Origin of the sequence: Pricia sp. (genome assembly GCF_041745955.1) — a bacterium.
Classification (GTDB): domain Bacteria; phylum Bacteroidota; class Bacteroidia; order Flavobacteriales; family Flavobacteriaceae; genus Pricia.
Genome location: NZ_JBGTHY010000060.1, coordinates 1 through 15,339 on the forward strand (window position 1 = coordinate 1; position 15,339 = coordinate 15,339).

Sequence of the window (15,339 nt, forward strand, 5' to 3'; positions counted from 1 at the left end):
AATTTTTCTCCTGTCGGGGTTCAACGGTTCCAGAAGCCTGTCGATTACCGGAATATCGAAATTGCCCAGATGATCGTTCGATCGGATAGAATGGATGTCCCTGCAGATCGACATTGAAACATTCTTTTTGGAGTTCTTGAAATCCTTCGATCTGAGCCTGTCGATGGCGGCGTTCCTGGCGATGTTCAGAAGCCACGTGAAAAACCTGCCCTTCGATGCGTCATATCGGTCGGCACGGTGCCAGACCTTGACGAAAACATCCTGACAGATCTCCTGGGCATCCTCATCGTTGCCCACGATGGCCCGTATTGTCCCGCGGATATTGGGGGAATACAGTTCATAGAGCTTCTCGAAGGCGGCTATGTCCCTGTCCTGAAAATTGGCGACCAGTCGGTCCATGTTCATAGGATTGGGTTTCCCTTGGTGAGATCGGGACAAGGGCCGGTCGGATCGGTACATTTGCTTCTGTTCGTTGAACAATGTTAGCTATTATTTAGTTGCGGATCGGACGCGATTGGACAAACATTTGATGCTAACGGGCTGGAAATCTTTACATTGTACATAAAATCCTTCAAGGCTATGCGATTCGCCGACGTTCTGTTCATGGGGCATGGAGCCCATAGGTGCGAAAACGTACGCCAAGGGTGAAAATGTAGCAAAAAATAAATAGCATTTCTTTGAATCTGAAGATGGGATACGCTATAAACCGGAGATATATGGTTTATATGGCCCTTGGTGACAGCTACCCTTCCATCGATCTAAACTGTTCGATTTTCGTCTAAATACCGTTTTTTCGGAATATTTAGAAAGCAATAAAAACCCACCTTTATCTGAACTTCAAGAATTCGTTCTCTCCTACAGTTTTTCAAGTAATTATATGGCCGTTTTACGGGACTATAATTAATAGATAAAAATCCCACATTACGATATAGAATCCGATTATATTTAGGGCGATTGCCACGGTATTCGCTCTCGGGGAGACAAGCCGAAAAGCGAAAACAAGACCCATGACGGAGAACCAAAAAATCGTACAGTGGAGATTGGGATTTCGACCAGCGAAAAACGCATCAGGAACTTCTGGACAAGACCCAATTTGTATAGTATGGCAAGACCATGATCTTTATGGATTTTTCAATTTCTGCCAGAACTATAACCTTACATTTGCTAAAAATAGTTGAAATGGCAGGGAAATCCTTGGTCGGCCTCTTCATAAGTGCTGCATTTGTCGTGGCAGCCTGTGGCGACAAAAAACAAAAGACGGAAGTACAGAGGCCCGTTACGAGCGGTGATTCCGTCGCAAAAAGAACACAGAATGTCTTTGTAAACAATGATGGGGAGAGGATTATTTTTAAGGCTTCGGGAACGGAACCTTTTTGGGGCCTGGAAATAACGGAAAAAGCCATACGGTTTACCTCCATGGTACAGGATCTTGAAAAGTTCAGCGCCCCTGCCACCGAACCGATACGTGCGGCGGACGCCAATGTTAAAATGTACAAGGCAGAGATAGAAGCGGGAACAGTAAGGGCACAAGTGGTGCAGGCCGAATGTACGAACGATATGTCCGGCAAAATATCCGGTTATAAGGTAAAAGTGGAGATAAAACAGGGTGCCGATAAAGAATTTACCGTTTTTGAAGGCTGTGGGGAGTATGTCACGGACTATCGGCTGAACGACATTTGGGTCTTGGAGGAAATGGAAGGAAAACCGGTACAAAAGGAAGATTTCCAAGAAGACCTCCCGAACATGGAAATCCATACTTCCGGGAACAAATTTATGGGCCACGCCGGATGCAACCGAATGAACGGAAAAATCTTCGGCGAGGGCAATCTTTTACGCTTTATCGATATCGCCACTACCCGCATGTTGTGTCAATCGGGGAACCAAGAGGAGCTATTTCTTAAAAATCTAAGGGCCTCCACCCATTTTGAAATACGCGATAACCGTCTTTTTTTGAACAATCCGGATGGTCCTACAATGGTATTTAAAAAGATGGATTGACCTACGGACCTACCATGTTGCAATTACCAGTCTATGAAGGAAACGCCCACTCCTATCGTGGTCTGCTTATGGTTGTAATCGATCAGGGTCTCCCCATAACCGTTAAAAATTTGCAGCTGTGCCCTAAGATTGGCCTTTAAAGGATACTGATAGTTAAATTGGAGACTTCCATGATTGTTTTTAAAGGATAGCGAATTCGTGCCGATCAAATAAAAAGCATGTTTTTTCAGCTTAAACGCCACTGTACCTTCGGCCCTGCCAATATAAGTAGTTATCAAGGGATTTTCATCGATCTCGTCTTTCAGCCTGATCCACGGTTTAAGGTAAATCTGTAGATTTTCCCTTTCCAGTCCAAAGTAGAACATGATCCTATTCCAGCTTCTCGACCTGGGCAGGTCCCTTCCGTTGGATTGGTGGTTGAACCCTATGCCTGCCATACGTGCATTGAACCCCAATATTTTAAAATCCAAAGGAAAATTCAATATAAGCTCGGGTTCGTAGTTCAGTTCCCGAAAAGGCCTTGAAAGTTCCGTGTTGTAAATTTGCCAATGGGCCACTTGGGAATACGCGATCCATAGATCACCTTGGCCGAACAAAAACGATTGCAATACTTTTGTTTTGAAGCTCAGCTGGAACCTGGCCTCGTAATTATTGAAATTTTTTGGAACGGTCGCCGAAAAGTCCGGGTTTTCACTTCGGGGCAGCACATTAGGATTGTTGGACCTTCTGCCGGCGGTTACATAAAACGGTTTATAGGAGGTTAAACGGAATGTCCCCTTTTTATCCTCTTGATCAAGTTCCCACCTTTGGGACATTGTCTTTGAAAAAATCCTTTTCTGTGAATCAGGTAAGGTTTGGGAGTTGGTCCGGACCATCATCAAAAAAGTGAAGGCAAATAGAACGGCATGTTTCATACTTCCATATTATTTATAGGGACTGCAAACGAATCTTTTCCATTACATTGGTTATTGACCGCCAAAAACCGTTTTGCCATTTTGTTGCACCACATACCCTTTCCAGCTTATTAGGAGAAACTCATTGTTTTTCCAATTGCCCTCGCTCGTTTTGTTCAAAAGGATGCCTTCGTCGCTGTTCGGTAAAAAAAGTTCCGCCTTTTTTCTATCCTTATCGAACAGTACATAGGCAGGATCACCTTGGGTCGTACCTCCATCCTTTAGGGGGTTCAGTTTAATGTTCAGGGTAGCCAGTTCCAAACATGTTCGTTCCAATTCGGAAAACGATCTACCGTTTTCGAACGAACAGGCCGACCTTCATTTATCACAATCCGTTTTGGTCAACGGCATCGTGGATGAATAGCTTATCGCATCGCGATCCTTGAAGGCCGTGCCCCCGTCGGTCAGTTCGCCATAGCCCTCGACCAGTTGGTCTCCCTTGACCTGAAAAGCGACCTCCCGGGTGCCTTCCTTTCCTTCGGATGCAAAGGTATAGGTGCCTATCAGTTTGTCATCCTTTAATGCGCCCTTGAATTCGCCGGTATTCCTGTCCTTTCCGGAAAACGCATAGGTCAGGTTGCCTACTATGGGATTTCCTGTCCGTGTGATTTCCAGTAAAACGGCGCTACCGTTTCCATCATAGGAATAGCAACCTCTTTCCAGGCCTGCCGTTACCGGTTCCGGGGTTTGCACTGTTTCCATATCCTTGGGCGTTGCATCCCCCTTATTTTCCTGTTTGCCCTTACAGGCCAGCATGGTAAATGCCACGAACGATACTATCATTGCTTTTTTCATTTGTTTCGGTGTTTTTAGGATCAATCGATTTTTTAAAGCGCAACATAGGTACATCTCCCATAAGCAGATTAAGTTTGCCTTCGGCGTCGAAACCGTATGCATTGACCTTTTTCATCATATTCAAAAAATCTTTCTCCCCTTCCCCGCAGAACATCATGGTGGTCGGGCCAGGTTCCCCGAACGAGATAGCGCTGCCGTTCAAAGTGTAGTCCGCGGAATAGCCGTTGCAACTATTGTTGCCCTCGGCCTTACCAGTTTCCCGGTTAAAACTGATCTGCGGCTTTTTACCGGGGTACAGTCCCTCAAAAGCGATGCGTTTTCCGGAAATATAGTCCAGTTCCCATGTGGCACCGAATAGCTTGTCATTGTTTGCACGTTTGCTGCTGCCACAGGAACCAAATAGCAAGGTCAAGATCATGATACCGACCAAAGTATTGTTCTTCATATTAAAAAATTATGGGTTGGCATTTGTTTTCCCTTTTCCTATAAGCACTAAAATAGCGATTAATAAAATTACGGAACCGAAAATTACAATGAAATTTTGGGCCATTCCTACATACCCTATTCCAGTAACGTTTACAAAGGGATAGGGGTAAAATTTGGATAAATGCCCTCTAATAATAATGTATATAGAATAGACCAGGGGATATAATATCCAATACAAAGACCCTTGAATCTAAAATCAAAGGGTTCCGCATACAAAAACCAATAGATCAAAAAAATAAAGGGGAATTATGGTATGCAACAGTTCATCTACCACCATCTGCAACCCGGATGGTTCCCATATACTTCTCAGAATGATCTGATAGACCGGTCCAACAAGTAGGATGAAGGTTGCCAATGCAGTTATTGTTCCGTTTTTGAAAAAAACAGAAAACGGTTTTTTGTTAAGTTGGAAAGCCATGGAGGTAAAATATAACGCCACCAAAATATTGGCCAGTACCGCAAAAAAGCTAAAAAATCGGATGATAGTTTCGGGGATGGCCGTTACCCGGTTGGAGCATCGGAACAAATTGAGCCATTACGGCAAACCGTCCCGGTATGAGACCGACAGATTCCATCGTTTTCTTCGTTCTCCATAATTATTGGGCATTGCCCACATCTAGGTACCTTGGCGAAGACTTGGAGGAATTGAAAATACAATCCCTTAGGCCCAAAAGAAATTGACCGTACCGAAAACACATCATTTGGGGATTGACTTTTGGCACCAGATGGCCAAATGGGACAGAAAGAACAGGGCAAAATATAGATTTTCAATCGTTCCGGTATTTGGATAGGACCAAATATATGCATTTCCCGGAACACTTACGGGGGTAGGTCGCCCTGATAGTTTTTAGAGGTATTCTCCACTTTTTACCATCCGCGAATCAGGCCCTTACTGGACCTTTTTTTGCGTTCCCTACCTTTTAAAAATGGACATGGCTTCGGTAAGGTAAAAAAGGAACTTTGGACCGGTAAATTGGAAACGCCCTGTTCGTATAAAGGAAGAACTTGAGGGCGGACCCGATAAATAGAATATCAAAATTGTTCTTGGCCACTTTTTACGGAAATCCAGGAATTTTATGATAAGAGGTAGTCCCGTAAAACAAACGTTTTAAGGGCCTTTACTATCCATCCATTTCTTCCTCAATTCGTCTTCAAAATTGGCCGTTTTTTGGGACAGTCACATGTGTTAATGTTTCAATTTATTTGTTGTTAGTATATTGGATATATAATCATAATCCAGCTCCAGCATTGGATGCAATTTGAAGAAACATCGAGACAAATATTGGAAATCAGAATAGGTATAAAATATCTGGAGGTTCTAAAAGAGCTTTCCACTGCTAACGAACATGAGCCATACTATATAGACTATAAAAATCAGGAATACGGACTTGCACCCGTATTCGGAGATAAATAAACACATAAGAAAACTATGAACTAAAAAAAAGTTAAATATCATTGATATAATTGAGGTATCAATTATATTTATATCAAATAAATAATATATGAACCTGTCTCTTCCGTCGGAAACCATATTTCATGTCATCGAAAGTACTATTAAGGAATATCGAAAATTTGCGCAAAAGAATATTTCAGAAAAAATACCGAACATGACCGTTGACCAGGGTTTGGTACTCCTCTTTCTAAATGAGCATCCAGACCTAAATCAGAAAGAAATTGCCGAACTCGTATTTAAGGACAACGCATCAATGACCCGAATGATTAATACCATGGTTCAGAAAAAATACCTGCAACGCTCCATGAATCCTGAAGATAGAAGGCGTTACAAGCTTGAGATTACAGAAAAAGGAAAGAAAGTATTGAAAATCCTTCCTCCTATCATTCATCACAATAGAAATTCTTCATTAAAAGGAATCACAAAAAACGAACTCAATCAGTTAGAAATCATTTTGAATAAAATAAGAACCAATTGTGCAAAAAAACATAGTGTCATGAAGAATATAAGAAAATCTACCCTAGTCACAGTCTTATTTTTAATTCCATTCATCTCTCAGCTGAACGCTCAGCAAAATATAGAGCTACTAACAGCAAAGGAACAACAAACTGTTGTCGATTCTATAGGCAGTAAACTAAACGCAAACTATGTTTTCCCAGAGATTGCCGAGAAGATGGTCTCAAATATTGAATCGAAACTTGGGAACGGCAATTATACATCCATCTTGGACCCTCAAGAATTTGCCGCCAAATTGACTGATGATATTCAATCGATTAGTAACGATAAACATTTAAGAGTCACTTTTGCTCCAGACCAAATAGCGGAGCAACAACAAACAGTTAATGCGGAAGATAGTATTGCCTATTTGAATCGCTATGTCAACAATATGAAACGAAATAACTTTGGTTTTAAGGAAGTGAAAATAATGGCTGGTAACATTGGTTATTTAGATCTTCGAAGTTTCTCCAGTGTAGAATACGCAGGAGAGACTGCCGTGTCCGCCATGAACTTTTTGAGTAATGCAGATGCGATTATTATTGATCTTCGCAATAACGGAGGTGGAAGTCCAGCAATGATTCAACTCATAACGAGTTACCTTTTTGGAAATGAACCTATTCATTTGAACAATTTCTTTTGGCGCCCATCAAATCAAAATTCTCAAACATGGACTTTACCGTATGTTAGTGGTACACGAAGTCCGGATACTCCTGTTTATGTATTAACTAGTAGTGGAACTTTTTCGGCAGCGGAAGAGTTTAGCTATAATTTAAAGCATCTAGAACGTGCTACTCTGGTAGGTGAAACTACCGGTGGTGGAGCGCATCCCGGTGGCCCCGTTATGGCGACTGATCGATTTATGGTTTGGGTTCCCACCGGTAGGGCCATTAACCCGATTACGAATACCAATTGGGAAAGTACCGGTGTTAGTCCTCATATTGAGACTCCCGCCTCAGATGCATTGGATGTAGCTTATATGGAAGCTTTGGCATTACTCACGAAAAACAACAAGGACGAAGGGCTACAAGCTTTCTACGAATGGCCGCTTGCCGAACTAAAGCTAAAGACTAATCCCGTAAACTTGGATGTTAAAACTTTAAAATCCTTTATTGGAATTTATGGACCACGCAAAATAACATTCGAGAATGGCCAATTATTCTATCAGCGAGGTGGTGGAACGAAATATGAATTACTTCCGTACAGTAATAATGAGTTTTTACTAAAAGGTTTCGATAGCTTTAGAATACTTTTTTTGGCCGAAGGAAACAGGGTAACCGCTTTGCAAGGATTGTATGACAATGGTAGTACTGACAAAAATGCGAAAGAGTAGATTCTCGTTGTTTGATTTTTTAATAATCCTAAAAGAAATTACCATATTATCATTCCCTTGTATGCTTTATAAAATATAGTTCTCAGCAGACTGATTTTTTTATGGCATATGAATTTCTTGCCTAAAATTGATTGCTGAAATATAAAATGTATACCGCTTAGAATAGATGAATCTAAATTCATAAGAAATAAGGAAAGTACAACAAAGACGGGTATACAACCAATACCCATTAATACTTAAAAACCATGAATTATTTAACAATCATCTTGCTTTTAATTATCATAGGTTGCAAGAACCAAACGAAAACCGAAACTGAAACGAAAAACGGAATTGACAAAACCGTTTATGAGATGTGGGGGGATTTTACTGAATCAAATCCCGAATTTAAAAAAGAAGAATTACCAGATTCTAATCCTTTTCACAACAATGAATATGACGCGAATCGGTTAGCGGAATTGATTTTGATAGGAGAAAAGAAAGCAGGTTCCAATTTATACTATTGGTACGAAGAAGCCAATGCAGACTTACCAAAAATTGGAACAAAAAGTATCGTAACGGATTTTGATGGAAAAGCTAAAGCTATAATTGAAATTATAAAAGTGGATACAATTCCATTCAACGAAATATCCAGAGAATATGCTGAACTTGATATGGGAACGAAAAATGGGCCACTTAAAAAGTGGAGAAAAGCACATTGGGACTTCTTTACTCAAGCTTTGGAAGGAAGTCAAAAACAACCGACAGAGGACATGTTAATAGTTTGCGAATGGTTCGAGACCATCTGGCCAGAAAAGCGTTGATAATAATGACTTATATCCCAGACAACTTATTTCAAATCCCTTTATTACTCATAGAATGGATCGTATTCAACTACTTAAAGTTTACATGAATAAATTCTAATTTGCCAGCTATTAAAGTTGATTGGATTAAGAATTTGAGGAAATAAAGGAATTTTCAAAAGGATTTTATGAGTCCTACAAAACGAACGTTTTTTGGAACACTGCACAATCTGGCAAGGTGCATAAAATCCACCTTTTTTTGGACTTTCGGGATACCGGCATTCGTTTGGGTTTGAAGGCCGTTTAATCATTAAAATTCCCCGATGATCTACATCGGAGGTGTTAGGGGAAAGCTTGAAAACGGTTGGTTTTCATAAATCTTAAAACTTTTTTCCACTTGATACCCCAACGGCCTTGCCTTGGAGTAGTTCATTAAACGACGGATTATATTAACAAAAAAATTTAGACCGGTCGAGAATTTAGAAAATGGGGAAACTTCGGAAGAAACTATTTTTGAATACAGACAAATTGGCAATATTTTGACTTCCGAATATAATGGCGGTTAAATCATAAAAAGACATTTAATCGGGTTGGTCGACAAAAGTGGTACTATCAAATGCGATACCATCAAGTCAATACAAAAGGAAAATTAATGACCGGAATCTGTTTTTCAAGACCTGAATTGCCCACAGATGGCAAAATCATGACTCGAAATTGTATTTTTGACCAAAACTCCGCTATGCAATTTGACAACACCTTGGCCTTTGCGCAAAAACTTGACGCCGAAGACCCGCTTCGCAAGTACCGCAATGAATTCCACTTTCCAAAAATAAATGGCGAGCCCGTTATTTATTTTACTGGAAATTCTCTTGGCCTTCAGCCCAAACGTACCCAAAAGTACATCGATGAGGTAATGACCGACTGGGCGGAATTGGCCGTAGAAGGCCATTTTCATGCCGATAAACCGTGGTGGGATTACCACGAGCGCTTGGCCGCCCCCTTGGCCAAGGTGGTCGGGGGGAAGACCGAAGAGGTTTCTGTGATGAACACGCTGACTGTAAACTTGCATCTTCTGATGGTATCCTTTTATCAACCTACCGCGAAGCGATTTAAGATACTCTGCGAAGAAAAGGCCTTCCCGTCGGATCAATATATGTTGCAAAGCCAAATCCGGTTTCATGGTCTCGACCCGGAAACGGCTATTGTCGAAGTCAAAAAACGTAGGGGCGAAAACTCTTGGCGAACCGAAGATGTTTTGGTCAAGATCGATGAGGCGGGCGATGAACTGGCCTTGGTCTTGATAGGTGGGGTTAATTATTATAACGGACAGGTATTCGATATGGAGGCGATTACCAACGCGGGCAAATCTGTCGGCGCCAAAGTCGGCTGGGACCTTGCCCATGCCGCGGGCAATGTGGAACTGAAACTCCATGATTGGGATGTGGATTTTGCCGCTTGGTGTAGCTACAAGTATATGAACAGCGGCCCCGGCAACGCTTCGGGAGTCTTTATCAATGAAAAATATCTGGATAAAAAGGATATCATCCGTTTTGAGGGTTGGTGGGGTACAAAAAAAGAAACCCGATTTTTGATGAAACCGGAATTCGAACCGATGCCGAACGCCGATGCCTGGCAAATAAGCAATGCCCCGGTCCTATCGGTCGCTCCCTATCTGGCATCCCTAGAAATGTTCGAGGAAGTCGGTATGAAACCCCTTATCGAAAAGCGAAAAAAAATTGTGGCCTATCTGGAATTCATCCTTCAGGAAATCGATAAACAGACCGATGGTTCCTTTGAAGTCATAACCCCAAAAGATAGGGGCTGCCAGCTTTCTGTCTTACTGCACGGCCAAGGTAAACCATTGTTCGACTATCTAATGAAGAACGGCGTCATCACCGATTGGCGTGAACCCAATGTCATCCGCCTCGCACCTGCACCTTTTTATTGTTCTTTTGAGGATATGTATCGTTTTGGACAGATTTTAAAGAGCGGTATTTCCAATCTTTAAAAGTGCATTTCGTCGAAAAAATCGCACACTTGATAGCTAAAATCCTTTTGCAAACGTAGGTATATAAGTTTTGACCCCAAAACTATCACTCATGAACACCAAAAATAAAACAAATGAAGCACCTACGAAGTAGTTATCGATTAGTACTGATTACCCTTGTGTGTACACTTTACCTTGTATCGTGTACCAAGGACGCTATTGAGACCTATACGGTGGAATCGGTTGACGAGACCCCGATTAACGAGGAATCACAGGACAAAGATTTCATAACCAAATACTTCATGGGTACCGAAGTGAAGGTCAAATTGGAAGATGACGGCACCTATAGTCTGGCCGGTAGTGATACCCGTTTGTTCGAGAATCAATTATCGGATTCCCCCGGTGCCTATGAAGCCAACCCTGTTCCCGATGACGGTATTACCGGTCTGGCACTTGTCGGCGGGGTTCGAAAATGGAGCAATAATACAGTGGTCTATGTGATCAATGGATTGAACTCCCAAGTTCGATCAGAGCTTCAAAAATCGTTCAACGAATGGTCCGGCAAGACCAACATCCGCTTCAAGGAGCGCACCAACGAATCGACCTATGTGACCATTTCGTCGTCAGGTTCGAACAGCAATTCGGGAGTGGCGACATTGGGATCGAACGGCTCTAGGAGCTTTATTCGACTCGGTACCCGTGCTACCGCTGTGGTGATTATCCATGAAATCGGCCATACATTGGGCTATATACATGAACAGAACCGCTCGCATAGGGACAATTATATCATCATCAACTTTGATAACATTCAAGACGATGCCAAAGACCAGTTCTTTAAAAGTAGTTCTGCAAGCTTGGTGACCAACCCGTTGGATTTGAATTCGACGATGATGTACGGTAGTTATACGTTCAGCAAAAACGGCCGTCCGACCATTACCGATTTGAACGGTAATACATATCCCCAAAGTCAGGCCAGAATATCTTCCGGGGATATTGCGGGAACCAATGCCGTATACCCTGGTGGCGGTGGGGACGGCGGCGGCGATGCTTGTAGCGACTCCAAGCAATGGTCTAGCAGCACCCAATATAAGGTGGGCGACCGTGTAATCTATCAGGGAAGGTTATATGAAAGGGATTTTTCTCGATGGAATTTTATCAAGAATTGTGGATAATTTAATGATTCGGGGACAAAACAAAATTTTTGATTTAAGATTGCGGTAATAGTAAAGCCGTCCGTTAGGGCGGTTTTTTTTAATTTATATTTGCACCTGAAAATTTACTTCTTTAGATTTCGGATTGCTTCAAAATTCAAACCCCAAACATCCAAACATCCAGATATCCAAATGAAATCCCTTCGCCTAATACTTTCCAATGCCCGTTATTTTGGTCCGGCATGGGTCTTTGCCAGTATAAATATTCTTTTTGGAACTTGGGCAATTTACATACCGACCGTAAAAGAGAATTTGGAAATCGACAAGTCACAACTGGGCATTGCCATCTTCTTTCTTTCTTTAGGGGTATTCGTCGTTTTTCCGATCGCCTCGAAGATAATTAATAGGGTAGGGGTGGGAAGGTCTACTTGGTACGGGGTAATCTTAAGCTGTATCACGGCGCTTTTGCCACTCTTTGCACCAAGTTATTATATGCTCATGGTGGCCTTGTTTCTATTCGGTGCCTCGAACGGTTTTACCGATATTTCGATGAACACCTTGGTAACGGAACTGGAAAAAAAGGATAAAAAGAAATTTATGTCCGCCTCACACGGCTTTTTCAGTTTGGGAGGGGTTTTGGCCGGTCTCGGCAGTTTTTTGATTGGTCCTTTAGATAATCCGCCCCTGCATATGGGTATGGCCATCGCCTTGGTTTTTAGTGTTAACTTTATCTACCATAGAAGATATAGTAGCTTGATTGCCGAACCTGTCGAAAATGAGCCGTTTAGCCTAAAGCTCTTTAAGCCCCTTTTGCTTTTGGGGTTGATTTCGTTCGTGGCCATGGGCAGCGAGGGGGCCATCGTCGACTGGAGCGGGCTCTACCTCAAAGAAATCAGTATCGCGCCCGAAGCCCTTTGGGGTGCCGGCTTTTTGGGTTTTCAGGTGACCATGACCTTGGGCCGTTTTTTGGGGGATGGCATCAGTTCAAAAATGGGTTCGATAAAAATGGTGAGCCTTGGCGTTCTGGTCGTTATGGCAGGATATGGACTCGTACTATCGACGAACACGTATTTGGCGATTTTGGGATTCGCCCTGAGCGGACTCGGATTTTCGGTAATGATTCCCGAAGTCTTCCGGATCGGCGGCAATGTTAAAGGGATAGATTCTTCACAAGGGGTTTCTTTTATTGCAGGAACTGGGTACACCGGATTCTTGCTGGCTCCACCTATATTGGGCTTTATAGCCGATGATTCTTCTTTGATAACCTGCTTTATTGTGCTGTTCTGCTGCGCGTTTTTGATTTTGGGAGCTACTTTGATTTTGCAGAGGAGGAGGTCGGGAACCTAAACATTTGACTGAACATGGGGAGACCTGCCGACAGGGGCAGGTCTTAAAGTTCTACGCCTAGGGTAGATTATGCGGAATTTACTTCGTAGTTACCTCGACACCGGTAAAATACAATTTAAAATTACCTTCTTCGTTTTGGTGCATTTTAGAGATTTTCAGTCCGCCTTCATCAGTGTAATCCTCCCAAGTAGTTGTCATCGAAGGTTCGGCCTGATTACCTTTTCTAAACACCCATTCCTGAACGATAAAATCATCCCCGAAATATAGGTCGTATGCGTCACCGGGGGTATAGCCTCCCTCTTGGGCATAGGTTACGGTCAGTTTCTGCATAGGCTTTTTGCTGATGGGGGCTTCCGATTCCATGGTATGCTCGGTAGTCGTATTTTCTGCATCCCACATAATGTTCAGGGGAGCCATTAGCCAATATTTATCGTTTACGAAATTGCCATTGGTTTTATAGACGGTACTGTCCATATCGGTATCGTTCCGGTCGTAGGTAAGGGTGTCTTCGGCAGATAGGGCGGTCACTTCATTGGTCTTGGGCTTCCAGATCCAAGACCTTTCAAAATGCGGGTTGCCCTCACGGTCGACATTGAAGGTGAATTTTAGTTCTTCTATGGTGGTCCAGTTGTCCATACCATTGGCTTGGGCTATTTTTTCTACAATGGTTGTCTCTTTATTAGAGGTGGCGGCAGGCTCATCCGTGCTGTTTTTACTGATATTGTTGGCGGTGCTTTCCGTTTTCGTATCGGTTTTGCAGCTTGTGAAAAACACGATTCCCAATAGGGCAAAAGTAGTAAGGTATTTCATTTTCTTCTGTTTTGCCCAAAGATAAACTTTTTGATGTAAAACTTTCTTTGGATATGAATGAATGGGAGATCAGTTCAATCGATCCGTATCGAATTTTCGAATAATTTGATTATTTTTGCAACCTACAAAAAACGAATAATGAGTTCTAAAAAAGGAAAAGTACAGGAAGCCATTCAAGAGAAATTGCTCGATGAAAGAAAGGTGTTTTTATGGGGTATGGTAGACGACGACTCCGCCAAACACGTCGTCGATCGCCTCATGTATCTGGATCTTCAAAATAATAAGGAAATACAGCTGATCATCAATAGTCCCGGTGGATATGTTACTTCCGGATTTGCTATTTATGATACCATAAAACAGATTAAGAGTCCCGTTTCTACGGTTTGCTCAGGTCTTGCGGCATCTATGGGTTCCATTCTTTTGTCCGTAGGCGAAAAAGGAAGACGTTTTATACAGCCGCATGCCCGCGTTATGATCCACCAGCCGAGTGGTGGTGCTCGCGGACAGGCCTCAAATATTGAGATTCAGGCGAAAGAAATCATAAAGACGAAAGAACTGGGAGCCAAGATACTTTCTGAAAATTGCGGACAATCTTTCGAGAAAGTGATGAAGGATTTCGACCGTGACTATTGGATGGGTGCCGAAGAATCGGTAGAATATGGTATTGTTGACGGGGTTTTGGAATAAAGGACAACTTTTCCCTGGCCCTCCCGAAGGGTAGGGAACACTTACCAAACTGAAAAAGTCCTTCGTAATTTGATTATGAAGGACTTTTTGGATATATATGGACGCCGAAGCGGGATGTTTATTTTATATACGGACGGACTTAAAAAGTTGGATGAGGCTTGAAGGTTAAGGAAGTGTTAAAAGTTCAAGCCTGCCCTCCGTATAGGGGTTCAATCGCTCAAGGCATCAAGCACCATTTCAACAAGTCGCCCAGAGCTGATCGAGGGGTCAAAACCGCTCCGGATGCTCGATTATCTCTTGCGCCCTTTCCTTTAACTCGCCCAGTTCCTTTTTATCCTTTTTCCCCAACAGGCTCATCATCATGTTCATGCGGTGATTGTCTCTGAAATGTTCTTTTTTGTCATCGAGAAAATTCCAGTAGAGTGCGTTGAACGGACAGGCATTTTCGTCCAGTTTTTTGGTATGGCTATAGTGGCAGCCGCTGCAATAGTTGCCCATTTTGTTGATATAGTTCGCGCTGCTGACGTAGGGTTTGGTCGCAATCAGGCCTCCATCGGCGAACTGGCTCATGCCCCGGGTATTCGTAAGCTCGACCCATTCGATGGCATCGATATAAATACCGAGGTACCAGGCATCTATCTCATCAGGGTGTACTTGGGTCAGTAAAGCGTAGTTACCGGTAATCATCAAACGTTGAATGTGATGGGCGTAGGCTTCGTCCAAACTTTGGGTGATGGCATGTTTCAAACAGTTCATCTTGGTATCGCCGGTCCAATAGAAGTCGGGCAGCTTGTTGTGGTTGTCCAACGTGTTGCATTTGCGGTAATCGGGCATCAAAGCCCAATACATGCCCCTCATATATTCGCGCCATCCTAAAATTTGGCGTACAAATCCTTCGACCTGTGAAATGTGGATGTCCCCCGTGTGCTCATAATAGTAATCCAGTACCTTATCGACTACCTCTTTCGGCGAAAGCATTTTGCTGTTCATGGCAAACGACAGACGGGAGTGGAACAAAAATTTCTTTTCACTGTGCAGCGCATCCTGATAATCGCCAAAATGGAC

The 15,339-nt window shown here is 42.7% G+C and carries 14 protein-coding genes and 2 pseudogenes; 8 read left to right on the forward strand and 8 right to left on the reverse strand.

Features of this window, described 5'->3' with window-relative positions:
- A partial coding sequence (locus ACEW8S_RS01875) for an RNA polymerase sigma factor (protein WP_373516491.1) occupies positions 1-480 on the reverse strand: 480 nt, incomplete at its 3' end.
- Between the two features lie 699 nt (positions 481-1,179).
- On the opposite strand from ACEW8S_RS01875, the gene ACEW8S_RS01880 reads away from it, so the two are divergent.
- Positions 1,180-1,998: an META domain-containing protein gene (locus ACEW8S_RS01880; protein WP_373516492.1), complete on the forward strand. Its 819-nt coding sequence runs from the start codon at positions 1,180-1,182 to the stop codon at positions 1,996-1,998.
- A 23-nt stretch (positions 1,999-2,021) separates the two neighbouring features.
- Here the strand turns inward: ACEW8S_RS01880 and ACEW8S_RS01885 are convergent, their stop codons facing one another.
- From ACEW8S_RS01885 to ACEW8S_RS01905, 5 genes and pseudogenes are all read right to left on the reverse strand, one after another.
- Positions 2,022-2,912, reverse strand: a complete 891-nt coding sequence (locus ACEW8S_RS01885; RefSeq protein WP_373516493.1) for a phospholipase A — start codon at positions 2,910-2,912, stop codon at positions 2,022-2,024.
- Between the two features lie 51 nt (positions 2,913-2,963).
- Positions 2,964-3,227: a hypothetical protein gene (locus ACEW8S_RS01890; protein ID WP_373516494.1), complete on the reverse strand. Its 264-nt coding sequence runs from the start codon at positions 3,225-3,227 to the stop codon at positions 2,964-2,966.
- 42 nt (positions 3,228-3,269) lie between these two features.
- Entirely contained in the window at positions 3,270-3,746 is a 477-nt protein-coding gene (locus ACEW8S_RS01895; RefSeq protein ID WP_373516495.1) for a hypothetical protein, read from the reverse strand.
- Positions 3,694-4,191: an META domain-containing protein gene (locus ACEW8S_RS01900; protein WP_373516496.1), complete on the reverse strand. Its 498-nt coding sequence runs from the start codon at positions 4,189-4,191 to the stop codon at positions 3,694-3,696. Before ACEW8S_RS01900 ends, ACEW8S_RS01895 begins: the two co-directional genes overlap by 53 nt.
- Before the next feature lie 9 nt (positions 4,192-4,200).
- A pseudogene (locus ACEW8S_RS01905) lies at positions 4,201-4,650 on the reverse strand (Pr6Pr family membrane protein).
- On the opposite strand from ACEW8S_RS01905, the gene ACEW8S_RS01910 reads away from it, so the two are divergent.
- The 6 genes from ACEW8S_RS01910 to ACEW8S_RS01935 all read left to right on the forward strand — a co-directional run bounded on the left by ACEW8S_RS01910 (position 4,574) and on the right by ACEW8S_RS01935 (position 12,777).
- A complete protein-coding gene (locus tag ACEW8S_RS01910; RefSeq protein WP_373516504.1) occupies positions 4,574-4,828 on the forward strand; it encodes a hypothetical protein in 255 nt (84 codons plus the stop codon). The pseudogene ACEW8S_RS01905 and the gene ACEW8S_RS01910 sit on opposite strands and share 77 nt — an antisense overlap.
- A 906-nt stretch (positions 4,829-5,734) precedes the next feature.
- Positions 5,735-7,513: a S41 family peptidase gene (locus tag ACEW8S_RS01915; RefSeq protein ID WP_373516497.1), complete on the forward strand. Its 1,779-nt coding sequence runs from the start codon at positions 5,735-5,737 to the stop codon at positions 7,511-7,513.
- A gap of 245 nt (positions 7,514-7,758) precedes the next feature.
- On the forward strand, positions 7,759-8,313 hold the full coding sequence (locus tag ACEW8S_RS01920) for an ASCH domain-containing protein (protein WP_373516498.1): 555 nt from the start codon (positions 7,759-7,761) through the stop codon (positions 8,311-8,313).
- 718 nt (positions 8,314-9,031) lie between these two features.
- Positions 9,032-10,300 carry a kynureninase gene (gene kynU / locus ACEW8S_RS01925; protein ID WP_373516503.1) on the forward strand — a complete coding sequence of 423 codons (1,269 nt, stop codon included), beginning with the start codon at positions 9,032-9,034 and terminating at the stop codon, positions 10,298-10,300.
- 113 nt (positions 10,301-10,413) lie between these two features.
- Entirely contained in the window at positions 10,414-11,451 is a 1,038-nt protein-coding gene (locus ACEW8S_RS01930; protein WP_373516499.1) for a M12 family metallopeptidase, read from the forward strand.
- Between the two features lie 171 nt (positions 11,452-11,622).
- Complete coding sequence (locus ACEW8S_RS01935) at positions 11,623-12,777, forward strand: MFS transporter (RefSeq protein ID WP_373516500.1); 1,155 nt, start codon at positions 11,623-11,625, stop codon at positions 12,775-12,777.
- A 78-nt stretch (positions 12,778-12,855) separates the two neighbouring features.
- Here the strand turns inward: ACEW8S_RS01935 and ACEW8S_RS01940 are convergent, their stop codons facing one another.
- Positions 12,856-13,587 carry a hypothetical protein gene (locus tag ACEW8S_RS01940; protein WP_373516501.1) on the reverse strand — a complete coding sequence of 244 codons (732 nt, stop codon included), beginning with the start codon at positions 13,585-13,587 and terminating at the stop codon, positions 12,856-12,858.
- Positions 13,588-13,725: 138 nt separating this feature from the next.
- Between ACEW8S_RS01940 and ACEW8S_RS01945 the strand changes: the two genes are divergently transcribed.
- Positions 13,726-14,274 carry a ClpP family protease gene (locus ACEW8S_RS01945; RefSeq protein WP_373516502.1) on the forward strand — a complete coding sequence of 183 codons (549 nt, stop codon included), beginning with the start codon at positions 13,726-13,728 and terminating at the stop codon, positions 14,272-14,274.
- Between the two features lie 267 nt (positions 14,275-14,541).
- Here the strand turns inward: ACEW8S_RS01945 and ACEW8S_RS01950 are convergent.
- Positions 14,542-15,339 (reverse strand): annotated as a pseudogene (locus tag ACEW8S_RS01950) (cryptochrome/photolyase family protein); the annotation flags it as partial.